At 62.0% G+C, this 26,785-nt stretch carries 24 protein-coding genes; 12 read left to right on the top strand and 12 right to left on the bottom strand.

Annotated elements, in window-relative coordinates; all coding sequences use genetic code 11:
- The first annotated feature begins 2 nt into the window (after positions 1 to 2).
- From ACYU81_RS00430 to ACYU81_RS00400, 7 genes are read left to right on the top strand one after another with little or no spacing between them, the layout of a single operon-like run.
- Positions 3 to 1,634: a tetratricopeptide repeat protein gene (locus ACYU81_RS00430; RefSeq protein WP_460985877.1), complete on the top strand. Its 1,632-nt coding sequence runs from the start codon at positions 3 to 5 to the stop codon at positions 1,632 to 1,634.
- Positions 1,621 to 2,490, top strand: coding sequence for a 4-(cytidine 5'-diphospho)-2-C-methyl-D-erythritol kinase (locus ACYU81_RS00425; RefSeq protein ID WP_460985875.1), 870 nt, complete (start codon positions 1,621 to 1,623; stop codon positions 2,488 to 2,490). The genes ACYU81_RS00430 and ACYU81_RS00425 overlap by 14 nt, the downstream gene beginning before the upstream one ends.
- On the top strand, positions 2,487 to 3,203 hold the full coding sequence (locus ACYU81_RS00420; RefSeq protein WP_460985874.1) for an N-formylglutamate amidohydrolase: 717 nt from the start codon (positions 2,487 to 2,489) through the stop codon (positions 3,201 to 3,203). Before ACYU81_RS00425 ends, ACYU81_RS00420 begins: the two co-directional genes overlap by 4 nt.
- A 44-nt stretch (positions 3,204 to 3,247) precedes the next feature.
- On the top strand, positions 3,248 to 4,969 hold the full coding sequence (gene ilvD, locus ACYU81_RS00415; protein WP_449472452.1) for a dihydroxy-acid dehydratase: 1,722 nt from the start codon (positions 3,248 to 3,250) through the stop codon (positions 4,967 to 4,969).
- A complete protein-coding gene (locus ACYU81_RS00410; RefSeq protein ID WP_460985873.1) occupies positions 4,950 to 5,333 on the top strand; it encodes a hypothetical protein in 384 nt (127 codons plus the stop codon). The genes ilvD and ACYU81_RS00410 overlap by 20 nt, the downstream gene beginning before the upstream one ends.
- Positions 5,330 to 6,721: an NAD(P)H-hydrate dehydratase gene (locus ACYU81_RS00405; protein ID WP_460985872.1), complete on the top strand. Its 1,392-nt coding sequence runs from the start codon at positions 5,330 to 5,332 to the stop codon at positions 6,719 to 6,721. Before ACYU81_RS00410 ends, ACYU81_RS00405 begins: the two co-directional genes overlap by 4 nt.
- On the top strand, positions 6,718 to 7,932 hold the full coding sequence (locus tag ACYU81_RS00400; RefSeq protein ID WP_460985871.1) for a class I SAM-dependent RNA methyltransferase: 1,215 nt from the start codon (positions 6,718 to 6,720) through the stop codon (positions 7,930 to 7,932). Before ACYU81_RS00405 ends, ACYU81_RS00400 begins: the two co-directional genes overlap by 4 nt.
- Positions 7,933 to 7,999: 67 nt before the next feature.
- Here the strand turns inward: ACYU81_RS00400 and ACYU81_RS00395 are convergent, their stop codons facing one another.
- The 3 genes from ACYU81_RS00395 to ACYU81_RS00385 all read right to left on the bottom strand — a co-directional run bounded on the left by ACYU81_RS00395 (position 8,000) and on the right by ACYU81_RS00385 (position 11,827).
- Entirely contained in the window at positions 8,000 to 9,190 is a 1,191-nt protein-coding gene (locus tag ACYU81_RS00395; protein WP_460985870.1) for a type III PLP-dependent enzyme, read from the bottom strand.
- Positions 9,191 to 9,339: 149 nt separating this feature from the next.
- Positions 9,340 to 10,512 carry a carboxynorspermidine decarboxylase gene (locus ACYU81_RS00390; protein WP_460985869.1) on the bottom strand — a complete coding sequence of 391 codons (1,173 nt, stop codon included), beginning with the start codon at positions 10,510 to 10,512 and terminating at the stop codon, positions 9,340 to 9,342.
- Positions 10,513 to 10,621: 109 nt separating this feature from the next.
- Positions 10,622 to 11,827 (bottom strand): saccharopine dehydrogenase family protein, encoded by a 1,206-nt coding sequence (locus ACYU81_RS00385; RefSeq protein WP_460985868.1) that lies wholly within the window; start codon positions 11,825 to 11,827, stop codon positions 10,622 to 10,624.
- 122 nt (positions 11,828 to 11,949) lie between these two features.
- On the opposite strand from ACYU81_RS00385, the gene ACYU81_RS00380 reads away from it, so the two are divergent.
- Positions 11,950 to 12,348: a DUF1801 domain-containing protein gene (locus ACYU81_RS00380; RefSeq protein ID WP_460985867.1), complete on the top strand. Its 399-nt coding sequence runs from the start codon at positions 11,950 to 11,952 to the stop codon at positions 12,346 to 12,348.
- A gap of 54 nt (positions 12,349 to 12,402) precedes the next feature.
- On the opposite strand, the gene ACYU81_RS00375 is transcribed toward ACYU81_RS00380, so the two are convergent.
- A complete protein-coding gene (locus tag ACYU81_RS00375) occupies positions 12,403 to 12,750 on the bottom strand; it encodes a GFA family protein (protein ID WP_460985866.1) in 348 nt (115 codons plus the stop codon).
- 135 nt (positions 12,751 to 12,885) lie between these two features.
- Here ACYU81_RS00375 and ACYU81_RS00370 point away from each other — a divergent pair, with 135 nt between their 5' ends.
- Positions 12,886 to 14,235 (top strand): hypothetical protein, encoded by a 1,350-nt coding sequence (locus ACYU81_RS00370; protein WP_460985865.1) that lies wholly within the window; start codon positions 12,886 to 12,888, stop codon positions 14,233 to 14,235.
- Between the two features lie 4 nt (positions 14,236 to 14,239).
- On the opposite strand, the gene ACYU81_RS00365 is transcribed toward ACYU81_RS00370, so the two are convergent.
- From ACYU81_RS00365 to murI, 4 genes are all read right to left on the bottom strand, one after another.
- Entirely contained in the window at positions 14,240 to 15,823 is a 1,584-nt protein-coding gene (locus ACYU81_RS00365) for a cisplatin damage response ATP-dependent DNA ligase (RefSeq protein ID WP_460985864.1), read from the bottom strand.
- Between the two features lie 142 nt (positions 15,824 to 15,965).
- Positions 15,966 to 16,958, bottom strand: coding sequence for a ligase-associated DNA damage response exonuclease (locus ACYU81_RS00360; protein WP_460988075.1), 993 nt, complete (start codon positions 16,956 to 16,958; stop codon positions 15,966 to 15,968).
- 50 nt (positions 16,959 to 17,008) lie between these two features.
- Positions 17,009 to 18,229 carry a 5-aminolevulinate synthase gene (gene hemA, locus ACYU81_RS00355; RefSeq protein WP_449472429.1) on the bottom strand — a complete coding sequence of 407 codons (1,221 nt, stop codon included), beginning with the start codon at positions 18,227 to 18,229 and terminating at the stop codon, positions 17,009 to 17,011.
- Between the two features lie 154 nt (positions 18,230 to 18,383).
- The gene (gene murI, locus ACYU81_RS00350) at positions 18,384 to 19,187 is read right to left on the bottom strand and encodes a glutamate racemase (RefSeq protein WP_460985863.1); all 804 of its coding nucleotides are present in this window, start codon (positions 19,185 to 19,187) and stop codon (positions 18,384 to 18,386) included.
- A 270-nt stretch (positions 19,188 to 19,457) separates the two neighbouring features.
- Between murI and plsY the strand changes: the two genes are divergently transcribed.
- The 3 genes from plsY to topA all read left to right on the top strand — a co-directional run bounded on the left by plsY (position 19,458) and on the right by topA (position 23,766).
- Positions 19,458 to 20,057, top strand: coding sequence for a glycerol-3-phosphate 1-O-acyltransferase PlsY (gene plsY, locus ACYU81_RS00345; protein WP_460985862.1), 600 nt, complete (start codon positions 19,458 to 19,460; stop codon positions 20,055 to 20,057).
- Positions 20,054 to 21,136, top strand: coding sequence for a DNA-processing protein DprA (gene dprA, locus ACYU81_RS00340; protein ID WP_460985861.1), 1,083 nt, complete (start codon positions 20,054 to 20,056; stop codon positions 21,134 to 21,136). The genes plsY and dprA overlap by 4 nt, the downstream gene beginning before the upstream one ends.
- 74 nt (positions 21,137 to 21,210) lie before the next feature.
- A complete protein-coding gene (gene topA, locus ACYU81_RS00335) occupies positions 21,211 to 23,766 on the top strand; it encodes a type I DNA topoisomerase (RefSeq protein WP_460985860.1) in 2,556 nt (851 codons plus the stop codon).
- 57 nt (positions 23,767 to 23,823) lie between these two features.
- Here topA and era read toward each other — a convergent pair whose 3' ends face one another.
- The 4 genes from era to lepB all read right to left on the bottom strand — a co-directional run bounded on the left by era (position 23,824) and on the right by lepB (position 26,626).
- Positions 23,824 to 24,732: a GTPase Era gene (era, locus tag ACYU81_RS00330; protein WP_460985859.1), complete on the bottom strand. Its 909-nt coding sequence runs from the start codon at positions 24,730 to 24,732 to the stop codon at positions 23,824 to 23,826.
- 37 nt (positions 24,733 to 24,769) lie between these two features.
- Entirely contained in the window at positions 24,770 to 25,054 is a 285-nt protein-coding gene (locus tag ACYU81_RS00325; RefSeq protein WP_460985858.1) for a GIY-YIG nuclease family protein, read from the bottom strand.
- Positions 25,055 to 25,133: 79 nt separating this feature from the next.
- Entirely contained in the window at positions 25,134 to 25,847 is a 714-nt protein-coding gene (rnc, locus tag ACYU81_RS00320) for a ribonuclease III (RefSeq protein ID WP_460985857.1), read from the bottom strand.
- Positions 25,802 to 26,626: a signal peptidase I gene (lepB, locus tag ACYU81_RS00315; protein ID WP_449472415.1), complete on the bottom strand. Its 825-nt coding sequence runs from the start codon at positions 26,624 to 26,626 to the stop codon at positions 25,802 to 25,804. The genes rnc and lepB overlap by 46 nt, the downstream gene beginning before the upstream one ends.
- Positions 26,627 to 26,785: the final 159 nt, after the last annotated feature.

Raw genomic sequence — 26,785 nt, 5'->3', positions numbered from 1 at the left:
CGATGTTGCTGCCGATGCTGCTGGCTTCCCCTGCTGGCGCATCGGTGGATCGGTCGAGCGCGCTGCATGCTTATGCGCGGGGCAGGTTGGCCGACAGTGATGGAGCGGCGCGCATTGCGCTTAATAGCTATCGCGATGCGCTGGCCGGGGATTCGGACAGTGTGGAGGTGGCACGGCGTTCCTACCTGCATGCTTTGATGAGCGGCGACATGGCTCTGGCCATGCGATCGGCAAGGCTGCTCGACGCCAAAGGCCTGATGCCGAGGGACGGGACGCTCCTGTTCCTTGGCGAAGCTTTGACCCGCAAGGATTGGAAGGCGGCCGGTCAGATCACGGATCGGGTCGCGGCTGAAGGCAATTTCGGCTTTCTGGCGCCGATAATCCGCAGCTGGATTGCGGTGGGCGAAGACCGGGTTGCGCCGCCCGAGATCAACCCTGCGGATCGTTATGCCTCCCTCGCGCGCCGATACATTGATGAGCATCTCGCGCTCCAGGCGCTTGGCCGTGGAGACGTTGCGGGCGCTAGGCTGGCGATCAATCGCGCGCTCGGGCTGCGCACGGTCGAACTCGCCGAAATGCGGCTGACCTTCGCGGCGCAGCTTGCGGCTCGGGGCGCAAGAACGGAGGCGATGGCTTTGCTTCCTGATGGGCGGGCCGACTATGCTCTGGCGCGGAAGGATATCGCGCGCAAACGCGGAGTCGGGGAAGCAGGGCGAGCGCTGACGCCAGCGCAGGGGTTTGCCCGGCTGCTTGTGCGTTTGGCTGCCGACATTTCATCTGATGAGAGCACGCGTATGCTGGCGATCAGGCTGGCTCGCATCGCCAGCTTCGCCAATCCCGGCGGCGCTGATGGCAGGCTGGCCCTGGCGCAATTGCTGACCGAGGCCGGGCGCGGGGACCAGGCTGTGTCTGAACTGAACCAGGTCGCGCCAGAAGGTTGGTTTGGATCGCTCAGGCAGGCGGCGATGGTCAATGCACTCGCGGCGTCTGATGACAGCACGGCAGCAATATCGCTCGCCCGTTCCCTGGCTAACGCATCGGGTGCGGATGTGGATCATATGGTGAAGCTGGGGCAGTTGCTGGCGCAAGCGAAGGATTTCACCGGGGCTGCTGACGCTTTCCGGATGGCCGAAGGGCGCTACGGCGCGGACAATGTGCCTTGGGCTCTGTTGCTGATGCAGGGCAGTGCGCTTGAGCAGGCGGGCCGCTGGGACGAAGCGCGTGCAGCCCTGGAGCGCGCTGCGAAGATCGCGCCCAATGAACCGGCGGTGCTGAACTATTTGGGTTATGCTCAGGTCGAACGGCGACAGAATGTTCCGGCTGCGCTTGAACTTTTGAAGAAGGCGAGCGCCCTGAAACCAGACGACCCGTCCATAACGGACTCTCTTGGATGGGCGCATTTCGTGGCTGGAGATGTGCAAACGGCGGTGCCGGTGCTGGAGCGTGCGGCCGAAGGCGCTCCGGCTGATGTGACCATCAACGAGCATTTGGGCGATGCGCTATGGGCCGCCGGACGCCGTTATGAAGCGCGCTACGCCTGGCGGGCTGCGGCTATCTTCGCGGAAGGAGAAGTGGCGGCGCGACTTCATGCGAAGGCGAAAACTGGGATGACGCCAGAATATGTCGCGCCCTGAAGCTGCAATGTTGGTGGAAACCGCCTTCGCAAAGGTGAATCTCGCCCTGCACGTTCGCGACCGGCGGCCGGATGGCTATCATGCGCTGGAAAGCCTGTTTGTCTTTGCGAAGGACGGAGACCTCCTCAGCGGAAGTCTAGGTCATGGGGAGGAAATCAGCCTGACGCTGGATGGGCCGTTCGGCACGGCATTGGGTTCCGGCACAGATAATCTTGTCATGAGAGCCGCCCGGGCGCTGCAGGACCATTTGGGTGAAGCGCGCGGCGCGGTGTTGAAGCTGACAAAGAACCTTCCGGTAGCATCGGGCATTGGCGGTGGGTCCGCGGATGCGGCGGCGATGTTGCGACTGCTGAACCGGTTGTGGGACGCACGACTCCCCAGCGCTGAACTGGAGCGCATCGGCCTGTCCCTGGGTTCGGACGTGCCAGCCTGCGTCAGCAGCGTTACGCAGATGGTGCGCGGCCGGGGCGAAGTGCTCGAGGCCCTGGATGTCCAAGGCTTGGAGGGGACGGCGATGCTCCTGGTCAATCCAGGTGTCGGCGTCTCCACGGCCGATGTCTTCAGTCGATGGGACCGGCTAGATCGAGGCCCCTTAACCGCTGCGACCCTCGACGATGTGATCGCAAGTGCGCGCAATGACCTGGAACCGGCGGCGATCGCGGTAGCGCCTGTCATTGCCGACGTGCTTTCCCTGCTATGGGAGCAAGTGGGTGTCAGGCTGGCTCGGATGTCGGGGTCTGGCGCAACCTGCTTTGCGTTGTTCGATGATCCGGGCGAGCGAGCTGTGGCCGCGCGCACAATATCAGCGATGCAACCCGGCTGGTGGGTAATGGAAACGGAGATCGGCGGAGCGTGAGCGAGGCATTTACACAGGTGGAAGGCGGCCCCCTCGACCTGCTCATCATCGCGGATCATGCGTCGGCTCACGTGCCTGCCGACATCGATCTGGATATCGATCCTGCCCTGCTGAGCAACCACATCGCCATAGACATCGGAGCGGCCGAGGTCAGCCGGTTACTGGCGGAGCAGTTGGGATGCACTGCGATATTGGGCGGCATTTCCAGGCTTGTGATCGACCTTAATCGTGAGGATGACGCGCCGGGCCTGCTGCCCGTGATGAGCGACGGCCATGCCATTCCGGGCAATCGCCATGCGGACCTTTCTGATCGCATGATCCGCTTTCATCATCCCTATCATCATCAGATCGGCGGACTGCTCGACGGAATGACGTCGCCTTTCATCCTCTCAGTGCACAGCTTCACCCCGCAACTGGCAAGTGACCCCGAGGCAGAACGGCCATGGGACATTGGCGTGCTTTACAATGAAGATGACCGTGCGGCCCGCATCGCCATTCCGATGCTGGAGGAGGCTGGCCTGATGGTCGGCGATCAGCTGCCCTATTCGGGGCGGTTGCTGAACGCGACCATGAACCGTCATGCCGAAGCCAATGGCATACCTTATCTCGGCATCGAGATGCGGCAAGATCTGGTGAGCGACGGCAACGGGCAAAGCCGCTTCGCCAGCATAATTGGCCCCATCGTGCTACAATGCCGCAATAGCCTTGCGTGACTCGTCCCTTTTTGGAAAGGAGGCGCGCAAGAAGGGTAGGTTTTATGTCTCATACATTCGACAAGTCGAAACTCCCGAGCCGCCACGTCTCGGTTGGTCCGGAGCGCGCTCCGCATCGTAGCTATTATTATGCGATGGGCCTGACTGAAGAAGAGATTGGCCGTCCCTTCGTAGGCATTGCTTCGGCCGGCAATGACAGCGCGCCTTGCAACACGACGCTCGACATGCAGGCGGACTTCTGCCGTCAGGGCGTGAATGAGGCAGGCGGCATGCCGCGCCGGTTCAACACCATCACCGTCACCGACGGCATCGCGATGGGCCATCAGGGCATGAAGAGCTCGCTGGCGAGCCGCGAAGTCATCGCGGATTCGGTTGAGCTTTCGGTGCGCGGCCACTGTTATGACGCTCTCGTCACTTTTGCCGGATGCGACAAGTCGTTGCCGGGCATGATGATGGCGATGCTGCGCCTGAATGTGCCGTCGATCTTCGTTTATGGCGGGTCGATCCTGCCGGGCCGTTTTGAAAATCGCGACGTTACCGTCGTCGATGTGTTCGAGGTGGTCGGCAAATATGCAGCGGGCGCTTGTCCGCTGAAGGATGTGATCGCGCTAGAAAAGGTCGCTTGTCCCGGACACGGCGCTTGCGGCGGTCAGTATACGGCGAACACCATGGCCTGTGTGGGTGAGGCGATCGGCCTCTCGCTGCCGAACAGCAACATGGCGCCTGCTCCCTACAAGAGCCGCGAAGAGGTCGCCGTCGCAGCGGGCCGTCAAGTGATGGAACTACTGGCGAAGAATATACGTCCGCGTGATATCTGCACCCGTGAGGCCTTCGAGAATGCGGCCCGCATCGTCGCTGCGACGGGCGGCTCGACCAACGGAGCGCTGCATTTGCCCGCTATGGCGAACGAGTGCGGCATCGATTTCGACCTGTTCGACGTGGCGGAAATCTTCAAGTCGACGCCTTACATCGCTGACCTCAAGCCCGGCGGTAAATATGTCGCCAAGGATATGTATGATGCTGGCGGCATCTACATGCTGATGAAGACCTTGTTCGACAACGGCTTGCTGCATGGCGATTGCATGACCGTCACCGGCAAGACGATCGCCGAGAATATCGAGGAAGTGACCTGGAATCCTGACCAGAAGGTCATTTATGACGTCAAGTCGCCGATCACGCCGACCGGCGGGGTCGTGGGCTTGAAGGGGTCGCTTGCTCCCAATGGCGCGATCGTGAAGGTCGCGGGCATGCACCGCCTCCAGTTCGAAGGGCCTGCTCGCGTTTTCGATTGTGAGGAAGACGCTTTTGCGGCGGTCGAAGCGCGCGACATCGCCGAAGGATCGGTTATCGTCATCCGTTACGAAGGTCCCAAGGGCGGTCCCGGCATGCGCGAGATGCTGTCGACCACTGCCGCGCTGTACGGCCAGGGCATGGGCGAGAAGGTGGCGTTGATCACCGACGGGCGCTTCTCCGGCGCGACGCGCGGCTTCTGCATTGGCCATGTGGGGCCGGAAGCTGCCGAGGGCGGTCCGATCGCGCTGGTCGAGAATGGCGACCTCATCGCTATCGACGCCGAAGCAGGCACGATCGACCTGAAGGTTTCCGAGTCCGTGCTGGCCGAGCGGCAAAAGAACTGGAAGCCTCGCCAGAATGATTATCAGTCAGGCGCGCTCTGGCGCTATGCACAGAATGTGGGACCGGCTTACAAGGGGGCAGTGACGCATCCCGGAGCGAAGACCGAAACCCATGTCTATGCGGATATCTGAACAGATCGCCGGGGCGGGGCTCCTGTGCCTCGCCCTGGTAGGCTGTGATCAGGGCGAAGGGGCGCAGAGCCCCTTTGCGAACTCTGCATCGGAAAAGAGGGCTCTTGCGGACTGCGCGATCGGTGCCGACGCCAAATGGGCGCGCATTTGCGCGGTCGAACAGGACGGAGAGCTTCTAATCATCCGCCACCCGGATGGTGGGTTCCGCCGTTTTCATATTCTGGACGACAGGCGGGGTCTGGCATCGGCTGATGGTGCGGAGCCCGCGAAGATCGCCGTAATTAGCGACGCTGTTATCGAAGTAAGCGCGGGCCAGGATCATTACAGACTGCCAGCGACTGTTACTCCGGCAACTATGCCATGATCGGGACGTCCATCCTGACCGCAGCCCAGATGCGGCAAGCCGAACAGGCCGTGTTCGCGGGTGGTATCCCAGAATATGAACTCATGGAGCGCGCGGGGGCTGCGGCGGCAGAGGTAATCTGGCGCGCGGGCGGTCGGCGGGACCTTCTGGTGCTGTGCGGTCCAGGCAATAATGGCGGCGATGGCTTTGTCATTGCCCGTTTGCTGCGGGCGCGGGGTGTGCCCGTCCGTGTCGCCGCGTTGGGGGAAAGCCGCACGGATTCGAGCCGCCGTGCACGGGCAGCATGGAATGGGCCGATCGAGTCCCTCGATGACGCGGCTTCGGCAACCCAAATGGTCGATGCTCTATTCGGCACGGGGCTTTCGCGTGGGCTGGATACGGTTGTTGCCGAACGGCTGAACAGCCTCACGGAGCGAGCCGGTCTCAGCTACACCATCGATCTGCCGAGCGGGGTCGATACGAACAGTGGGGCACTGCTGTCCCCGGTGCCGCAATTCGACGTTTGCATTGCGCTGGGGGCGCTCAAGCCTGCTCATGTGCTGCATCCTGCGGCCGGTACGTTCAAGCGGCTGACTTGTGCGGAAATTGGCGTGGGAGATGACGGAGCCGTTCATAGGCTTGCTCCGCCTCGCCTGACAGCGCCGGGAGCAACAGATCATAAATATAGCCGTGGACTGGTCGCCATAGTGGGCGGCAGCATGGCGGGGGCAGGGCGACTTGCTGCCGAGGCTGCGGCGCGCTCTGGCGCAGGCATGGTTCGGCATCTGGTCATGGACGCAGCTTCTTCCACTGCGGACGCTATCGTGATGTTGCGGGCTGACGAGCCTGATCAGGTAGAGGCGCAACTTAAGGACGAGAGGTTTGCGGCGGTGCTGGTCGGGCCTGGCTTGGGCCATGATGAGCATGCAGCCGATCGTTTGAAAGCAGTGCTGCAATGCGGTCATCCACTGGTGCTCGACGCTGACGCGCTAACATTATTGGCAACGGGGCGGGTAGGGCCAGTTCCGCCTTCGTCGATCCTGACCCCACATGAGGGTGAGTTCGTGCGGCTGTTTGGCGATCTGCCCGGCAGCAAGATTGATCGTGCGGCTGAAGCGGCGCGGCGAACCGGGGCCATAGTGATCCTCAAAGGATCGGACAGCATCATCGCGGCACCCGATGGCCGCGTTGCTGTAGCAACCGGCGCGTCGTCCTGGCTATCGACCGCCGGGACGGGGGATGTTCTGGCGGGCCTGGCGGCTGGACGGCTTGCGGTAGGGGGAGACCCGTTTCGCGCGGCGAGCGAAGCCGTGTGGCTTCATGGCGAGGCAGCGAGACGTGCAGGAGCGGCGTTTGTTGCGGATGATTTGATCACCCGGTTGCCAGCGGCTATCGCCTCCCGCCTGTGACCGACATCGACAATGATCTTGTAATTCGCATCGCCGCAAAGGGCGATGGCGTAACCGCCGATGGGAGGCACGTGCCGCTCGCAGCGCCGGGAGACAGGCTTGCAGCCGATGGCAGCATTTCAACTGGTCCCCATCATGTTGCAGCGCCCTGTATTCATTTCCCCGCCTGTGGCGGATGCGAACTGCAGCATGTCGATGAACAAAGCCTCGCTGAGTTCGTCACGGGGCGCGTGACCGGCGCCTTGATGGGGCAGGGCCTGCCGCTGGCGGCTGAGTCATTGCTGCCGCCTCATTTGTCGCCGCCCAGAACACGGCGCCGGACATCCTTACGGGCCGTTCGGGAGGGGCGGCGGATCGCCATCGGTTTTGCTGAATCGGGTAGTCACAAGCTGATCGATCTTGCGATGTGCGAGATATTGGAGCCTCGGCTTTTTGCCCTGATCGAGCCGCTGAGAGCGTTGCTGCCCCTGATTCTGCCGGATAGGCGGGCCGCGCATGTTCGCATGACCCTCATCGATCAGGGCGTGGACCTGCTTCTGCAAAATGTTCAGGTTTCCGGCTTGGCGGCGGATGAGGCGTTGCGTGACTTTGCTGCTGTTCACAGCCTGGCGCGATTGACGATCGATGAAGGCGATGGCCCGCAAACGCGCTGGGAGCCTGAGCCGGGCACGATGACATTTGGTGGCGTTGCCGTAGCCTTCCCTCCCTTCGCCTTTCTTCAGGCCACGCCGGATGGGGAAGCTGCTTTGCTGGAGGTCGTGAGAGAGGCTCTGCCTGCAGGCGGTGCGGTTGCCGATCTTTTTAGCGGGCTTGGCACATTCGCGCTGGGGGTCGGTAAGGAGTGTCCGGTATATGCGGCCGAGGGCGCGCGCGATCTGGTGCTGTCGCTCAAACTGGCGGCCAATCGCGCTCAACGGCGCATGGTTGCCGACCATCGCGATCTGTTCAGGCGTCCGCTGGTTCCTGAAGAATTGAACCGGTTTGCAGCGGTGGTGATCGATCCGCCCCGGGCGGGCGCGCGGGAGCAGGTGATGCAGTTGGCGGCGTCAACAGTGCCGGTGATCGCCTATGTTTCGTGCAACCCGGCAAGCTTTGCCCGCGATGCGGCGCATCTTGTGGCGAGCGGATATGTTTTGGACAAGGTGAAGCCGGTCGGCCAGTTCCGATGGTCGACCCATGTCGAACTGGCGGCGGTCTTTCGCCGACCTTAAAGAAAATCCCTCGCCACATATTTGCGGCGAGGGACAGGCACCCTCTCCAAAGGGGAGCTTGAGCCTTTTAGCCCAGCTTGATGACAGTTGCGCGACGGCGTGCCGGAACCGGATCGGCGTAGAGGCTGGCCATAGGCTCGTCCTCCACCTCAATGACCGCTTCTGATGTGAAGCCGTTGAACCCGGTGCGCATCGCCGCGCCATATGCGCCGAGCATGCCGATTTCGATATAGTCGCCCGCAGCCACATCGTCGGGCAGCATGAACGGGCCCACCATGTGATCCATGTCGTCGCAGGTCGGGCCGTAGAAGGAGAAGCCGGTCAAATCCGCCTCGCTCTCATCCTCGCGCAGCAGGGCGACTGGGAAACGCCAGCCGATATGCGCAGCGTCGAACAGCGCGCCATAGGCACCATCGTTGATGTAGAGTTCGGTGCCGCGACGACGCTCTACCCGCACGATGATGGAACTATATTCGGCCGAAAGCGCGCGGCCAGGCTCGCACCACAGTTCGGCGGAATAGCTGATCGGCAGGCTCTCAAAGCCGCGATAGATAGCGTCGAAATAAGCTTCCAGCGCAGGCGGTTCCATGCCGGGATAAACGGACGGGAAGCCGCCGCCGACGTCGATGATGTCGACCGTAACCGCCGCATCGACGATCGCCGCGCGGACGCGTTCGATGGCGTCGCTATAAGCCTGTGGACTCATCGCCTGGCTACCCACATGGAAGCAGATGCCGAGCGCATCAGCAGCCTGACGGGTGGCCATCAGCAGTTCGCGGGTTTCGCCGAGTTCCGCGCCGAACTTGGACGCCAGGCTCAGTTCCGAATGTTCGGACGAGACGCGCAGGCGGACGCAGAGTTCAAGGTCCGTGGCGTCGTCGGTGGCGCGCACAATCTTTTCCAGCTCGTCGATGGTGTCGAGCGAGAAGGTGCGCACGCCATGGACATGATACGCCTCCGCAATGGCTTCTTCAGCCTTGACGGGGTGCATGAAGCACAGCTTCGCTTGCGGCAGCGTTTCCGCGACGAGGCGAACCTCGGCGATGGACGCAACGTCATAATGCGTGATTCCGCTGTCCCACAAAGTCCGGAGCAGGTCCGGCGAGGGATTGGCCTTTACAGCATAGAGCGAGCGCCCCGGAAACTTCTCAGCGAAGAATCGGGCGGCGCGGGCCGCAGCCTGCGGGCGGATCAGCGTTACCGGTGCTGCCGGTTTGAGGGCGGTCGCTACCCCCAGCGCGCTATGGTGCTTGTGCAACTCAAGGGACCTCCAGTGTAGTTCAGGGCATTAAAAGCTGCCTTGCGGTGGAAGTCCCATGGGGCAGCGGAACGGCGATATATGCGTAGGGGTCCCCCCTGTAAAGCGCATGCGTAAATTTTGTTGCGCGGGCGGGCATGAAGCGTGCGTCAGGAGAGACGGGACTTAAAATCCTCGTATGAAAACTGGCGGATTTGCTTGAGTTCGTCGGTTTGCGAGTTCCACAGCCAGATAGACGGGAGCGGTACACCGTTGAAGGTGTTGGTCTTTACCATCGAGTAGTGGGCTTGGTCGAGGAAGGCGATGCGCCGTCCCGGAGTCGCGCCGCCGGGGACTCGATAGTCGCCGATGATGTCGCCAGCCAGGCAGGAAGGGCCGCCGAGTCGCGTGGCGGGACCGTCCGCCTCTTCATGCAGCATGGCGGGGCGGTAGGGCGCCTCTATGACGTCAGGCATGTGGCAGGTGGCTGAAATGTCGGTGATGGCAACGGGCATGCCGTTGTCGATGACGTCCAGGATTTCGCCGATCAGGATACCTGCGTCGAGGGCCATTGCTTCGCCCGGCTCGATATAGAGTTCGAGGCCTGTCTGCGCCTTGATCCGCTGAAGGAAGGCGATCAGATCGTCGATCTGATAGTCGGCGCGGGTGACATGATGGCCACCGCCAAAATTCAGCCATTTGAGGCCGTCGACATGCGGTATCACGCGCGATTCGATGGCCGCCCAAGTGCGTTCGAGGGGCAGGAAGTCCTGCTCGCAGAGATTGTGGACGTGTAGGCCATCGACGCCTTCGAGATGTTCCGGACGTAGCTGGTCGATCGGAAAACCGAGGCGACTGTGGGGTTGCGAGGGGTCATATTTGGGCACTTCTCCCTCGGCGTGGAGGGGGTTTATGCGCAGGCCGATGTCGAAGTTCACACCGTTCATTCTGGCATTGTCGATGATCGGTTTCAGCCGCTCGATCTGGCCGGGGCTATTGAAGATGACGTGGTCGGAGATTTTGAGGATCGCCGCCAGATCGTCCGGCTTATAGGCGGCGCAGTAGGTCGCGACCTCGCCGCCATATTCTTCGCGGCCGAGGCGGGCTTCGTAGATACCGGACGCGCAGACGCCGTCGAGATATTCGGCGACTACGGGGCCGAGGGACCACATGGAGAAGGCCTTGAGCGCGCCCAGCACCTTGATGCCCGCGCGATCGCCTATGTCGCGCAGGATGGACAGGTTCCGGCGGATCGCGGCCTCATCCACCACAAAGGCGGGTGAGGGGACGCGGTGCAGGTCGAAATGCGCGAAGGCGGCGGGGTCGCCGGCTTTGGTTTCCATGTTCAATACTCCGTCATCCCAGCGCAGGCTGGGATCTCAGGTGGTCGGGCACGGCGTGACGGCACGAGACCCCGGATCAAGTCCGGGGTGACGATCCCTTACGGGACCGTCAGAAGTCCAGCGGCTTGTCCAGTTCCTTCACCTGCCAGGGCAGGCCGTGCTTGTTCAGCATGTCCATGAAGGGGTCGGGATCGAACTGTTCGATGTTGAACACGCCTTCGCCCTTCCATGCGCCGGTCAGCATCATAGCAGCGCCGATCATCGCGGGGACGCCGGTGGTGTAGCTGACCGCCTGATTGCCGGTTTCGGCATAGGCGTCCTCATGGTCGCAGATGTTGAGGACATAGACGGTCTTTTGCTTGCCGTCCTTCATGCCGGTCGCGATGTCGCCGATGTTGGTCTTGCCTTTGGTCGTGGAGCCGAGGCTCGACGGTTCGGGCAGCACGGCTTTCAGGAACTGGAGCGGGATGATTTCCTGCCCGTTGTAGGTCACCGGATCGATGCGGGTCATGCCGACATTCTGGAGGACTTCGAGATGCTTGAGATAGGCATCGCCGAAGGTCATCCAGAAGCGGATACGTTTGATTTCCGGGTAGAATTTGGCGAGTGATTCCAGTTCCTCATGATACATGAGGTACATATTCTTTTCGCCGACCTGATCGAAATTGAAGACCTGCTTGTGCTTGAGCGCCGGGCCTTCGACCCACTTGCCGCCTTCCCAATGACGTGAGGGGGCGGTCACTTCGCGGATGTTGATTTCCGGGTTGAAGTTGGTGGCGAAATGCTGGCCGTGGTCGCCGCCATTGCAGTCCAGAATGTCGAGCGTGTCGATCCGGTCGAGCAGATGCTTCTTGATATAGCTGGCGAAGACGCTGGTGACGCCGGGGTCGAAGCCCGAACCCAGCAGCGCCATGATACCCGCTTCTTTGAAACGATCCTGATAGGCCCACTGCCAGCCATATTCGAACTTGGGCGTGTCGCGCGGTTCGTAATTGGCGGTGTCGAGATAGTCGGTCTTGGTCGCGAGGCAGGCGTCCATGATCGCCAGGTCCTGATAGGGCAGGGCCAGATTGACGACGAGCTTGGGCTGGACCTTTTCGATCAGGGCGATGGTTTCCGCGACATTGTCGGCATCGACCTGCGCCACGTCGATGGTGACGCCGGTGCGCGCCTTCACAGATTCGGCTACCTTCTCGCAGCTGAGGATGCGGCGGCTGGCGAGCGTGATATGGCTGAAAATGTCACTGTTCATCGCCATCTTGTGAACCGCGACAGACCCGACGCCGCCTGCGCCAATGACCAGAACCTTGCTCAATTCCACTGCTCCATGACTGAACCGCGCGCGCCGCGCGAAAGCGCCCATATAGGGGCTGCGCGTGACAGCGCAAAGTCAGTCTGGCAGAAGCGGGAACCTTCATCGAGGGATGGGTGAAACGGATGAGCGATGAGCAGCAGGCTTCCGCACTGATCGACGCGCGGATTGCGGAACTTGGCGACTGGCGGGGCAAGATGCTGGCGCGGGTCCGGGGGCTGATCAGGGAGGCTGATCCGGCGGTTGTCGAGGAATGGAAATGGCGGGGCGTTCCGACCTGGAGCCATGCCGGGATCATCTTCACGGGCGAGACTTACAAGGCGGTGGTGAAGCTGACCTTTGCCAAGGGGGCTTCGCTGGATGACCCGGCGGGGCTGTTCAATGCGAGCCTTGAGGGCAATGTCAGGCGCGCGATCGATATCCGCGAGAATGAGGATATCGATGTGGAGGCGTTCAAGGCGCTGGTGCTTTCGGCGGTTGCGCTGAATGAAGCGAAGCCGCCAAGGGGTAGGAAGAGGGCTTAGGCCGTCCCTTCGTGCGCCTCCGCGCGAGCAGAAATGCGGTGCGCGCGGTCCGTCCTAGAAGCTGGCGCCATCGACCTTCTTGATCTTGAGCGCGTCGATATCGACCGAGGGCACGCAGCGCAGGTTGATGGCGCGGGTCGGGCCGTCGGGGGAATTGCCCTCAGCGAAGGACTGCGTGCCGCAGATATTGCAGAAGCGGTGCGTGATCTTGTGCTTGTAGAATTGATAGTCGGTCAGCTTGTCCTCGCCACTGTCTAGTGTGAACTGATCGGCGGGGACGAAGGTGAGGAGGAAGCCCTTGCGGCTGCAATGGGAGCAGTTGCAGGACATGGCTTCGGTGGGCGCGTCGGCGGCTACGGTGAAGGTGATTGCGCCGCAGTGGCAGCTTCCGGTGTAGGGCATTGGGGGCTCTCCTTTATGCTATCCAACAGCGAGAGCTTCGCGGCTCTCGGCTAATGCCCTGTTTAAAAAGACAACATTTGTCATTGCCGTCTGGCTCAGCTCCGATTAGCTCCGGAACTCATTCAAGGGGCAGGCATGAAGTCTAAATATCTCAAACATAGCCTTTTGGCTATTTCGATTATAGCAATGACATCTGGTTGCGGAGGCGGATCCGGCGAGGAATCTGCTCCTCCGGCACCATCAACGCCTGCCCCGACACCGACGCCCACAACCTTTTCGGTGGTAGCAGTCGGCCCACTTCTATCGACAGTGTTGATCGACGCTAATGGCAATGGTCAGTTTGGTGACGGCTCGGACGGCAACACTCCCACTTCAATGACCGGAACTTTCGGTACGGCCGTCACCGTCGCAAAGCCGTCCCGGATTAGTGGAACCATCCCGGCTTCTCCACTTTATCGTATGCAGGCCTTGGGTGTTGACTCAACTATGGGCTTTGCGTTTTCACGGTTGAGGGCACCAGTGGGGGCGTCGGTGATCTCGCCTCTCAGCACGGTGATTGACGCTCATGGAAATCAAGCAACCGTGCGAAATGCATTAGGCCTTTCGACTGGTCCTATGGCGCTGAGGAGTGAGACGAATTTGCTCACCTTCAATCCTGTTGAGGGTCGCAACAGCAGTAGTTCGATGGTGAGCGAAGATGCCGCGCGCATTACGACCATCAACATGCAGATATTGGCGTTGGGTGTTCTCACCAAGGATACGAACGGCGATTCGATAGATGCAAGCGTTTCCGTGCAGGAAGTAGCGAACTATCTGGCCCAGATTATAAATGAAAATGGGGACGCTCGCTTGACGGAAAAATCCGCCATCTTGGCGGCTTTGAATAAAAGTCGCAATGTGGTGTCTTCACCTCCAGGACGCCTGGAGGCTGCGGCGGACTTGCTTCAAAAATATTTTTCCGCAATGCCGGAAAGGCTTAGTGATGATACATCCATCGAAGCATGGGCATACGCCTATCGATTTTATGTTCTTCCGGAAATCGCCATTCTACTAGCGCAATGGCCCAACCCGGCGACCGCGCGGATCAGTTCGATCACAGAAGTAGACATTCAAACGGCAGTGCAAACATTCGCTTCAGCATCAGTCCCTGCTATGACCGACTATGTAGGTATAACGGATTATAGAGAGCTGAACCCATTTAGCGTCGTGCCCTACTCATATACTGCACCAAATGACTGTAGTTCGATGCGGGCGCTCTTCTGCAATGACTATGTTCTGTTTTCAGGCATGCCATCAGGAGTAATAACGTCTGTCATCAATGACAATCCTAGCGAAATAGCTGTGTCATTGTCAGCGCAGGGTGTCGTAACAGTCTCGCGAGTTGGCAGTTTTATCGGTCTTAGCTCTTTTACCTATACCGGTCGTTCGCCAGAGGGGTTCGCTTCCAGAGGACAAGTATATGTTCGGGTGAGGGACACATACTGACGGATTAACTTACCAGTCTTCTCAAGCCTTCGACCGTATCCGCTTCCGCCGCAGGCTTGTCTCGTCTGATCCGGGCAATCCTCGGGAAGCGCATCGCCAAGCCGGACTTATGTCGCTTGCTGTCGTGGATGCTGTCGAAGGCGACTTCCAGCACCAGTGACTTTTCCACCTCGCGCACGGGGCCGAAGCGGTTGACCGTGTTCGTGCGCACGAAGCGGTCTAGCCACTTCAGTTCCTCGTCGGTGAAGCCGCTATAGGCCTTGCCGACCGGGAGCAGTTCGCCTTCCTCGGTCCAGCAGCCGAAAGTATAGTCGGAATAGAAGGACGAGCGTTTGCCGTGGCCGCGCTGGGCGTACATCATCACGCAGTCGGCGGTCAGGGGATCGCGTTTCCATTTGTACCAGAGCGCGGCCTTGCGACCGGCAACATAGGGACTGTCGCGGCGCTTGAGCATGACGCCTTCGATGGCGGCGTCGCGGGCGCCTGCACGGATCTGGCCAAGGGTTTCGAAGTCGGGGGCTTCGATCAGGGCAGAGATGTCGAAGCGGTCGGGGTTTAACATCGGGACGATGGTTTCGAGGCGGGGGCGGCGCTCGGCCCAGGGGAGGGGGCGCAGGTCTTCGTCGGCGTGGAGGAGGATGTCGTAGAGGCGGACGAAGGCGGGGTAGTCGGCCATCATCTTGGCCGTCACCGCCTTGCGGCCCAGGCGTTGCTGGAGGGCGTTGAAGCTCGCCGCTTCTCCGCCCTGAAATTCGCCTTTGACGAGGAGTTCGCCGTCGAGGACTGCGTGGGCGGTGAAGGCTTGTGCGATTTCGGGGAAGCTGCCGCTGATGTCGTCTCCGGCGCGGCTGTAGAGGCGGGTCTGCTCGCCCGTGCCGACGATCTGGATGCGGATGCCGTCCCATTTCCATTCGGCGGCATAGTGGGTCAGGTCCACGCTGTCGGCTTCGAGCGGGTGGGCGAGCATGAAGGGGCGGAAGAAGGGTGTGCCTGCGGGGTCGGGGCGACCGGACCTGCCCTCGGCCCAGTCGAACAGGGCGGTGTAGGGCGGGGAGAGGGCGTGCCAGCATTCCTCCACATCATCGACGTCTAGGTCGAAGGCGTGGGCGAAGCCGGTCTTGGCGAGGCGGGCGGAGATGCCGACGCGCAGGCCTCCGGTGGCGAGTTTCAGGAGGGCGAAGCGGCCGGAGGCGTCCAGGTGGTCCATCATTTGCGCGAGTGTATCGGGGGCGGCGGCGCGGCTGACGTTGTGGAGGCGGTCGATTATGGCGGAGAGGGTGAGGGTGGCGTCGTCTATTTCGGCGGGCTGGTCTTCGCGCTTGGGCCAGAGGAGGGCTACGGTTTCGGCAAGGTCGCCGACATAGTCGCGGCTCATTTCGTAGAGGACCGGGTCGGTGCGGGCGCGGATCATTTCGCCGATGGCTGAGGCTTTGACGGCTTTGATGTCAAGATTGCCGGTTAGGGCGGCGAGCGCCCAGCCTCGGTCGGGGTCTGGAGCTTCGCGCATGTAGCGGGCGATGAGGTCCAGCTTGCCGTTGCGGGAGCGGGTATAGACGAGGCCGTCGAGGAGTTGGGAGAATTGCCTCATGGAATGAAAGCTCTCGTCCGTTCGGGCTGTCCGAATGAGCCGCTTGTCTCGTTCGAATGTCGAAGCCCTTTACTTCCTGTCAGGAAAGAAAAGCCCTTCGACAGGCTCAGGGCGAACGGGGATAGAGGGCGTTTGGTGATCATCAACCCTCATCCTCATCTTCGCGGCCGACCAGTTCGAGGGCGCGGGCGCGCATCTGGTGGGTCATGCACCAGTGGAGCAGGGCTTCCTCGCGGCCGTGGGTGATCCAGGTTTCTGATGGGGCGACTTCGCGGATGGTGCTCGTCAGTTCGTCCCAATCGGCATGGTCGGAGATGACGAGCGGCAGTTCGACATTCTTCTGCCGGGCGCGCTGGCGGACGCGCATCCAGCCTGACGCCATGGCGGTGATGGGATCGGGCAGGCGGCGGCTCCAGCGGTCGTTGAGGGCGGAAGGGGGCGAGACGATGAGGTGGCCTCGCATCTCCTTTGCCGGGATGCCCGTCGCGGGGCGGAGTTCGCCAAGGTCGATGCCGAAATCCTGATAGAGCGCGCACATGCGCTCCATCGCGCCGTGGATGTAGATGGGGTCATGATGGCCGCGCGCGCGGACTTCGCAGATCAGGCGTTGGGCTTTGCCAAGTGCATAGGCGCCGACGAGGACGCAGCGGTCGGGAAGGGCGTGGAGGGCGGCGAGCAGGCGGTCGACTTCGCTGCCTGTGTCAGGGTGGCGGAAGACGGGGAGGCCGAAGGTCGCTTCGGTTACGAAGATGTCGCAGGGGACTGGTTCGAACGGTTTGCAGGTGGGGTCGGGGCGGCGTTTGTAATCCCCGGTGACGACCACCCTCTCCCCCGCATGTTCAAGCAGGATTTGCGCCGAGCCGAGTACATGGCCTGCGGGAATGTAGGAGATGTCCACCCCGCCCATGCGGATATGCTCGCCGTAGCCGACGGGCGTCCCGCTCGCCGTGCCGTAGCGCAGCGCCATGATGGCGAGGGTTTCTAGCGTCGCCCAGACATGGCCGTGGCCGCCGCGCGCGTGATCAGCATGACCGTGGGTGACGAGCGCGCGTTCGGCTGGCTGGGATGGATCGATCCAGGCGTCAGCGGGGCGGACGTATATTCCGGTGGGGTGCGGTTCGATCCAATGGGGCATATCCATCCAAGAAGATGGGAAATGCCCCTATTGTTCCGCAAGAGGTCCGGTTAGGCGGCCTTCTTGAGTTCCAGCTCCAGCCGATCCCAGATTTCGACGAGCGCCTGAACCAGGTCCTGCATCATTTCCACCGTATGCGCGGGGCCGGGCGTGAAGCGCAGCCGCTCGGTGCCGCGCGGGACGGTGGGGTAGTTGATGGGCTGAACATAGGCGCCATATTCGGCGAGCAGGATGTCGCTGATCCGCTTGGCCTTCACTGGATCGCCGACCATCAGCGGGACGATGTGGGTGACGGACGGCATGACCGGCAAGCCCGATTCCGCCATCAAACGCTTGAGCGTAGCAGCGGCGACCTGCTGGCCTTCGCGCTCTTCATTGGACTGCTTGAGGTGGCGGACGCTCGCGAGGACGCCCGCGACGAGGACGGGCGAAAGTGACGTGGTGAAGATGAAACCGGGCGCGTAGCTGCGGATCACATCGACGATCATCTGATCGGCCGTGATATAGCCGCCCATGACGCCGAAAGCCTTGCCCAGCGTGCCTTCGATGATCGTCAGGCGATGCGCGACATCGTCACGTTCGGAAATGCCGCCGCCACGCGCGCCATACATGCCGACCGCATGGACTTCGTCCAGATAGGTGAGCGCGTTGAACTCGTCGGCCAGGTCGCAGATTTCGGCGATGGGGGCGACGTCGCCATCCATCGAATAGACGCTTTCAAAGGCGATCAGCTTGGGAGCGTCGGGATCTTCTGCGGCGAGCAGCTCGCGCAAATGATCGACGTCATTGTGGCGGAAGACGCGCTTTTCACAGCCGGAATTGCGGATGCCCGCGATCATCGACGCGTGGTTCAGCTCGTCGGAAAACACGATGCAACCGGGCAGCAGCTTGGCGAGGGTGGAGAGCGCCGCTTCGTTCGACACATAGCCGGACGTGAAGAGCAGAGCCGCTTCCTTGCCATGCAGATCGGCCAGTTCAGCCTCCAGATCGACATGATAATGGGTGTTGCCGCCGATGTTGCGGGTGCCGCCGGAGCCTGCGCCCACATCGTGCAGCGCCTCTTCCATCGCGGCTACGACCTTGGGGTGTTGCCCCATGGCGAGATAGTCGTTGGAGCACCAGACGGTGATGGGCTTCGGGCCATTATGGCCGTGGAAGCAGCGGGCGTTAGGGAAGGCACCCTTGTTCCGCAGAATATCGATGAACACGCGGTAGCGGCCTTCGCTGTGAAGCCGGTCGATCGCCTGCGCGAAGATATGCTTGTAGTTCACGTAACGCCCTAGTCCCTTAGTGGCCCGCATTCCCCTCTTGCGGGCGTTTACCTGCTGCCGCGCGTCATTACCAGCGATAACCGTTCGCAGCGTTAGGGAGAAATACCTATCACGATGATAGAGGAAATTGGGAGTGGACCAAAGGTCTCACCCCTCAAAGCGCTTCCATCTGGGTAAGGCCGAAGTCAGCCAGCGCCGGGGCGAGCGTCGCGACGCTATTGTCGAGGCGCGTGAACACGGCTTTTCCGGACGGGGGGGAGGCTGGCCAGCCCTGTCCTTGGGTCAGGTAGGCGATGCGGCGCGCGATGCCCTCCCCGCCGTGGACGAAGGTGAGGGGCCTGGGCGCGGCGGCCGCGAGTTCCGCCTCCACCAGCGGGAAGTGCGTGCAGGCGAGCACCACCGTGTCCATAAGGTCGCCGCCGGGCTGATCGAGAAGGCCAGCAAGAGCGTCGCGGGCGATAGCGGGGTTCAAAGGCTCGCCACCCAGCTTGGCTTCGGCCAGCTGGACAAGGGCGGCAGAACCGTGACGCAGGACGGTGCAGTCTGCTCCGAACTCGGCGGTGAGGCGATCGACATAAGGCTGGCGCACGGTGGCGTCGGTGCCTAGCACGCCGAATACGCGACTTTTGGAAAGAAGCGCGGCTGGTTTGATCGCGGGGACGGTGCCGACGACGGGGATGTCCAGCGCGGCGCGGACAGCGGACAGCGCGATGGTCGAGGCGGTGTTGCAGGCGATCACGGCAAGGCGGGGGCGGAAGCGTTCGACCAAGCGGCCGAGCAGCGCGGGCACGCGGGCGGCGATCTCCGCCTCGCCCTTCGTTCCATAAGGGAAGCCTGCGCTGTCGGCGGCATAGACGATAGGGGCGTTGGGCAACGCTGCGCGTGCTGGCGCGAGGATGGAGAGCCCGCCAACGCCGGAATCGAAGAAGAGCAGGGGGGCTGATGGGGCGACCTTCATTATGGCGCACATGTCGCGGGTGAGGATGAGGCTGTCAATATTGGGGTTTCCTGATCCTCCCTGCGCCGAAGGCGTGGGGAGGGGGACCGGCCGAAGGCTGGTGGAGGGGAAAAAGGCGCGACCTTTGCATTTCCCCTCCACCGCCCGCTTCGCGATCGGTCCCCCTCCCCATGCGCGGCATGGGGAGGATTTGTTTCGGTTGGAGCAGCTTCGCCATTGCCCCCCACGGCGGCAACGCTATGGTCGCGCCGCAATCATTTCGGCGAGATCATGAACCCTCCCTGGCTACTTCCCGCATTCGTCCTGCTGATATCCTATCTGCTGGGCTCCATACCCTTTGGACTCCTGCTGACGCGCATCACAGGTGCCGGAGATTTGCGGCAGATTGGGTCGGGCAATATCGGCGCGACCAATGTGTTGCGGACGGGGCGCAAAGGGCTTGCGGCGGCGACCTTGTTGCTCGACCTGCTGAAAGGCGCGGCGGCCGTACTGATCGGCGCGGCGTTGATCGACAATGGCGGGCCGATGGCGGGCGCGATGGCCTTTATCGGGCATTGCTATCCTGTGTGGCTGCGCTTTGCGGGTGGCAAGGGCGTAGCGACGATGATGGGCGTGGTGACCGCGCTGCACTGGCCTGCGGGAATAGTGTTTGCGCTTGTATGGCTGGGGGCGCTGTTCGGGACGAAATGGTCTTCAGTCGGAGGCATGGCGGCGGGGATTAGCGCCCCGGTCGCGTTGTGGTTCATGGGGCGGTTTGATCTGGTTCCTGTAGCGTTGGCAATGACGCTGATCCTGTTGTGGCGGCACCGGGCCAATATCGCGCGGCTTGCGAAGGGGACCGAACCCAAGATCGGGGCTGCCAGAGAGTGAGTGAGCAGGAGCGGTTCGATCGCCTCCGCCTGATCCGTTCGCCCCGCATCGGGCCGGTTACTTTCCGGCAGTTGATGGCGCGCTTCGGAAAGGCGGGAGATGCTTTGCGGGCGGTGCCGGAGCTTGCCGCAAGAGGCGGCGGGAAGGCGGCAGTGGCGGACGCAGGCGCTGTTGAGCAGGAGATTGCCCGCAGCCGGGCGCTTGGCGCGCGCTACCTGCTGATGGGGGATCAGGATTATCCGTTTTTGCTGGAGCAGATGGATGGTTCGCCGCCTGCGTTGATTGTGCGCGGCGATGTGGGACTGGCGGGGCGGCAATGCGTGGCCATGGTGGGTGCGCGAAATGCTTCTGCCGCCGCTTGCCGTTTCGCGCGGACGCTGGCGCAGGAATTGGGACAGCAGGGCGCGGTGGTGGTGTCGGGCCTTGCGAGGGGTATCGATACGGCCGCGCATCAAGGGTCGGTGGGAACCGGAACGATCGCGGTTATCGCCTGCGGCATCGATGTCGTGTTTCCGCCAGAAAATGGCGACTTGCAGGAGCAGGTCGCGAGTGAGGGTTTGCTGGTTACGGAGCATCCTCCCGGTACGCAGCCGCTCGCGCGTCACTTTCCGGCGCGTAATCGCATCATTGCTGGACTGGCCGCAGGGACGGTGGTCGTGGAAGCGGCGCCCAAATCGGGATCGCTCATCACGGCGCGCTTGGCTGTCGAGGCCGGGCGGGAGGTCATGGCGGTGCCGGGATCGCCAGCCGATCCACGGGCGCAAGGTTGCAATCACCTGATCCGCGAAGGCGCGACGCTGGTGCAGAATGGCGCGGATGTGATCGAGGCAATTGGAGGCATTGACGCGCGCATGGTGCGGCAGGGGCGGCTCGACTTTAGCGGCGCGCCGGTTTCGTCCGATGTGGCGGGGCAGGAGCGGGAGGTCGTTCTGGGACTGCTGGGCCATGCGCCGGTGCCCGTGGACGAGGTTATTCGTCTATCCGGCCTTTCCCCAGCCATTGTTCAGACCGTGCTGCTGGAGCTGGAATTGGCAGGGCGGCTGGAACGTCGTGCGGGCGGCAAGGTAAGCCTGTCGTGACGCTCTTGACGCGGGGTGCCACCGCCTTCCAGACTCGCGCGTGTACGTGAGAGAACTCAAAAACCGGGGCATTAATGCAGCTTGTCATCGTTGAATCGCCAGCCAAGGCGAAGACCATCGAGAAATATCTGGGCGGCGATTTCCACGTCCTCGCCAGCTATGGCCATATCCGCGACTTGCCGCCGAAGGACGGGTCGGTGGACCCCGACGCGGGCTTTGCCATGCAGTGGGAGAATTATGGCGACAAGGGCAAGCAGCTCAAGGCCATCACAGATGAGGCCAAGAAGGCGACCCGATTGATTCTCGCGACTGACCCTGATCGCGAAGGGGAAGCGATCAGTTGGCATGTGCAGGAAGTGCTGCGCGCGAAGAAGGCGCTGCCTGCGACCGTGGACCGGGTGACCTTTAACGCGATCACCAAGGCGGCAGTGCTGGATGCGATGGCGAAGCCGCGAGCGCTGGATGAAGATCTGATCGACGCCTATCGGGCGCGGCGGGCGCTGGACTATCTGGTGGGCTTCACGCTGTCGCCGGTATTGTGGCGTAAGCTGCCGGGGGCGAAATCCGCCGGACGCGTGCAGTCGGTGGCGCTGCGTCTGGTGGTTGAACGTGAGCGTGAGATTGAGAGCTTCGTCGCTCAGGAATATTGGTCGGTCGCGGCCGAGATGGAGCAAGGCGGCCAGGGCTTCACCGCACGGCTGGTGCGTTGGAAGGGCGAGAAGATCGACCGGCTGACCATCGGCAAGGAAGGCGACGCCATGGCCGCGAAGGCGGACGTGGAGGCTGGTCGTTTTACGGTCGAAAAGGTCGAGACGAAGCCCGTTTCGCGCAATCCTCCCGCGCCGTTCACGACATCGACTTTGCAGCAGGAGGCGGCGCGCAAGCTCGGCTTCTCCGCGAGCCATACGATGCGGATCGCGCAGCAACTCTACGAGGATGGCGCGATCACCTATATGCGTACTGATGGCGTGCAGATGGACGGCAGCGCCATTTCCGCCGCGCGCAAGGCGATCGCGGAGCGTTATGACGGCGGATATTTGCCGGAGAAACCGCGCCAATATCAGACCAAGGCCAAGAATGCGCAGGAAGCGCACGAAGCCATTCGTCCGACCGAGTTCGGCCGCGACAAGGTTGGATCGGGCGATCATGCACGGCTGTATGACCTGATCTTCAAGCGCGCGCTGGCGAGCCAGATGGCTTCGGCGCGACTGGAGCGGACGGTGATTGATCTGGTCGATGGCACGGGACAGCATGCATTGCGAGCGACAGGTCAGGTGGTGATCTTTCCGGGCTTCCTGGCGCTCTACGAAGAGGGGCGCGACGATGCCGAGGATGATGACAGCAAGCTGCTGCCGCGTCTCGTGGCGGGCGATGCGCCTGCCGAAAAGAAGGTGACGGCGGAGCAGCATTTCACCCAGCCGCCGCCGCGCTATTCGGAAGCATCGCTGGTCAAGAAGCTGGAGGAGCTGGGGATCGGGCGGCCTTCCACCTATGCCTCGACTCTGCAGGTTCTCAAGGACCGCGACTATGTGCGGGTGGAGAAGAACCGCTTCTTCGCCGAGGAGAGCGGACGGCTGGTGACGGCGTTCCTTGAGCGCTTCTTCGAACGCTATGTGTCCTACGACTTCACGGCGGGCCTTGAGGATGAGCTGGACGAAATTTCGGGCGGCCGGGCGCAATGGCAGGCCGTTTTGGAGGCCTTCTGGCGCGACTTCAAGCCCAAGACCGCCGAGGTCATGGAGCAGAAGCCTTCCGACATCACGGCTGAACTGGATAAGTTCCTGGAGCCGATGCTGTTCCCGCCGAAGGCGGACGGCAGCAACCCGCGTGCCTGCCCGATGTGTGGCGACGGACAGCTGGCATTGCGTGGCGGCCGGTTCGGCGCGTTCATCGCCTGCTCCAACTATCCGGAGTGCAAATTTACGCGCAAGTTCGGGCAACCGGGCGGCAGCGATGGCGGTGATGACAAGGGGCCGGAGGTGCTGGGGCAGCATCCCGAAACCGGGCAGGATATCGTGCGCAAGTCCGGGCGCTTTGGTCCCTATATCGAAATGGGCGAGGGCAAGGAGGCCAAGCGCGGCTCCATCCCCAAGGACCTGCCCGATGGCGAGATGACTCTGGATTGGGCGGTGAAGCTATTGAGCCTGCCGCGTGAGGTCGGGCTGCATCCGGAAACGGGCAAGCCGATCGTCGCGAATATCGGACGCTTTGGGCCTTATCTGCTGCATGACGGCAAATATGGTCGGCTGTCCTCCACCGCCGAGATTTTCGAGGTGGGGATGAACAGCGCTGTCGCCAAGTTGGCGGACGCGGCGAACAAGGGGCCGCGTGGTGGTGCGTCGCGTGATCCGCTCAAGGTGCTGGGCAAGCATCCGCGTACCGAGGCCGAGATCAAGCTGATGGCGGGGCGCTATGGTCCGTATGTAACCGACGGCACGACCAATGCGACCTTGCCCAAGACGATCGAGCAGGATGCATTGACGCTGGAGGAAGCGGCGCAGTTGATCGATGCGCGGGCGGCTGCGGCGCCTGCGAAGAAGGGGAAAAAGAAGGCCCCGGCCAAGAAAGCTGTGGCTAAAAAGCCAGCGGCGAAGAAGGCTCCGGCTAAGAAGAAGGCGGCGGCGGAGTAATCCGCCACCGGAATAAGCAGCGTGCTCCTGCCTGCGCAGGAGCACGTGGCTGCAAGACTACTCCACCCAATCCAACCCGATGTCGCGGTAGATGAAGCGGTCGTCTTCCCAATCTTCCTTCACCTTGACGTGGAGGTAGAGGTGGACCTTGACGCCCAGCAGCTGCGCCAGTTCGGCCCGAGCCTTTGAACCGATTTCCTTGAGGCGCTGACCGCCCTTGCCGAGTACGATGGCACGCTGGCTGGAACGGCCGACAAGGATCTGCTGATGGATTTCGACCGAGCCGTCTTCGCGTTCCTTATACTGCTCCGTATCGACCGCGGCCGCGTAAGGCAGTTCGGCGTGGAGCTGGTGATAAAGCTGCTCGCGGGTGATTTCGGCGGCCAGCATGCGGTCGGTTGCGTCGGAGACCTGATCTTCCGGGAAGTGCCAGGGGCCTTCGGGCATGGCATTGGCGAAGGCGGTCTTGAGTTCAGCGAGACCGTCGCCGGTCGCGGCGCTGATGAAGAATGTCTCTTCGAAGCCAATTCGTTCGTAAAGCTTTTGGGTGTGGACCAGCAGCTTCTCCTTGATGGCGATATCGACCTTGTTGAGGATCAGCCATTTGCGTTCAGGGCGATGTATCAGCGCTTCGATGATCGGCTCCATCTTTGAGCCGAGGCCCGCCTTCCCATCGACAATCAATGCGATCAGGTCAGCGCCTTGCGCGCCGCCCCATGCGGCCTGAACCATCGCGCGGTCGAGGCGGCGCTTTGGGGCGAAGATGCCGGGTGTGTCGACCAGGACAATTTGCGTGTCGCCTTCGATAGCGACGCCCATGACGCGGGTGCGGGTCGTCTGCGCCTTGGGGCTGGTGATCGCGACCTTTTGGCCGACCAGGGCGTTGACCAGCGTGGATTTACCAGCGTTGGGGGCGCCGACTATGGCGATGACGCCGCAGCGTGGGGATTCGGGATCAATCGTCAAACAAAAACTCCGTTCGCCCTGAGCTTGTCGAAGGGCTCTACTTTAATTTTGGGCGCGCCAATGTGGAGATTAGTCTCCAATCTTCTCGGATCAGAGCGAGCTTTGTGGCTCTGCTCCAGCCCTTGATTTGGCGTTCGGCTTCTAGCGCCTCCATACGTGTTCCGAACTCCTGCGACCAGACCAGTTTTACCGGACGGCGGTTTTGCGTGTGACCAGGGACCGCGCCCGCTTCATGCTGAGCGATCCGGGTTTGCAGATCGTCTGTGTGGCCGGTGTAAAAGCTGCGATCGCTGCAATGGAGCATGTAGGTGTAGAAAGGCATGTTGGCTCGAAGAAGGGAAGTGAAGCCCTTCGACAAGCTCAGGGCGAACGGGCGTAAGTAGCACGTTGGAAAACAGGACTCAGCCGTTCAGCTTATCCAACAACGCCTTCGCCGCAGCCGTCTCCGCCTCTTGCTTGCTTCCCCCCGTTGCGCTCGCTTCACCTGCGCCCTTGATGCTCACGGTCACCGTGAAGCGCAGCGCATGGTGTGGCCCGGAGCGGTCAGTCATCGCATATTCCGGGGGTTTGCGGCGGTTGGCGGCGGCCCATTCCTGAAGGGTGGACTTGGGATGCTTTGGCGCGCTTTCCTGCGTGTCCACGCGGTCGGCCCAGAGACAACGCACTAGCCTGCGGGCATCGTCAATGCCTGCTTCCAGATAAAGCGCGCCGATCAGGGCCTCCATGACGTCACCCAGCACATTGTCGCTGTCGGCCGCGCCGTCGTCGCGGGCTTGTTTACCCAGGATAAGATGCGTGGGGACGCCAGCCGCGCGCGCTACTTCGGCGCACGTCTCACCCGACACCAGCGCGTTGAAGCGGCGCGACAGCTTGCCTTCGGGTTCTCCGGCAAAACGCTCGTAAACCCATTCGGAAACGATCAGGCCAAGCACCCGATCACCGAGAAATTCCAGCCGTTCATAATTGACGGCATTCGCGCTGCCATGAGTAAGCGCCTGACGAAAAGGCGCTTCGTCCCTAGGCGCTCGTCCGATCAGCCCGGCGAGCCAGCCAGACGTGTCGGCCTTGGTCAAAAGCCTTCCCCGATGCGGTTCCAGCGCGCTGCGGTGAACCATGTCCAAGGGAGCAGCCAATTGGCGCTGCCATCGGTGGAGAAGACCGAGATCATCGCCTTTCCAACCAGATTTTCCTCGGGCACCAGCCCGATGCCGCCGCCTTCAACCGCCGGGAATCGGCTGTCCGCGCTGCGATCACGATTGTCGCCCATCATGAACAGATGGCCCTCGGGCACCAGCACCGTGTCGCGGTCGTCGGCGGCGCCGTCCGGCACGAGATCGAGGACGTTGTAGCTTTTGCCGCCGGGCAATGTCTCACGATATTGCGGATAACGGCACTGACGCCCGCCGCTCGCTGCATCTTCCTCGAACTTCGGGCGGTAACAGGGGGAAGGGCTGCCCTCCTTGGCTGCAGCATCGACCATGTTAGGTGAGACGGGGATGACGAGGTCGGCGACCCTCTGTTTCCGAATGGCCTGACCGTTCAGATAGACCGTGCCCCCGCGTACCGAAATCATGTCGCCGGGCAGGCCGATCACCCGCTTGATATAATCAATCTTCTGGGTAGGCGGCGCCTTGAAAACCACCACATCGCCGCGCTGGGGCGTGGATGCTAGGATGCGGCCGGGGATCAGCGGCAAGTTGAAAGGCAGCGAGTAGTGCGAATAGCCATAGGGCCATTTGGCAACGAGCAGATAGTCGCCGATCAACAGGCGGGGCTGCATCGATTCAGACGGTATATTGAACGGAGAGACGATGAAGCTGCGCAGGACAAAGACGAACACCGCCAGCTTAGCGAGAAACCAAAGGAAGTCCCGCGTTTCGGATTTTGCGCTCATGCTATATTGTCTAGTCCTTCGATCCGCCTTGAAAACAGGCCGTTGCGGCTTTTGCTGCGTTGTAAACCCGCCGTCAAGCATAGCGGGCGGTGCATTGGCCGTTACGCTTGGGTAAGAGACGGGAGAATCGACAGGTGCGGCGTCGTCGCTAACCACTGA

The sequence above is a fragment of the Sphingobium sp. TomTYG75 genome (assembly GCF_054771635.1).
Note: the sequence above shows the minus strand (reverse complement) of the source record. Positions and strands in the feature narration are given on the sequence as shown.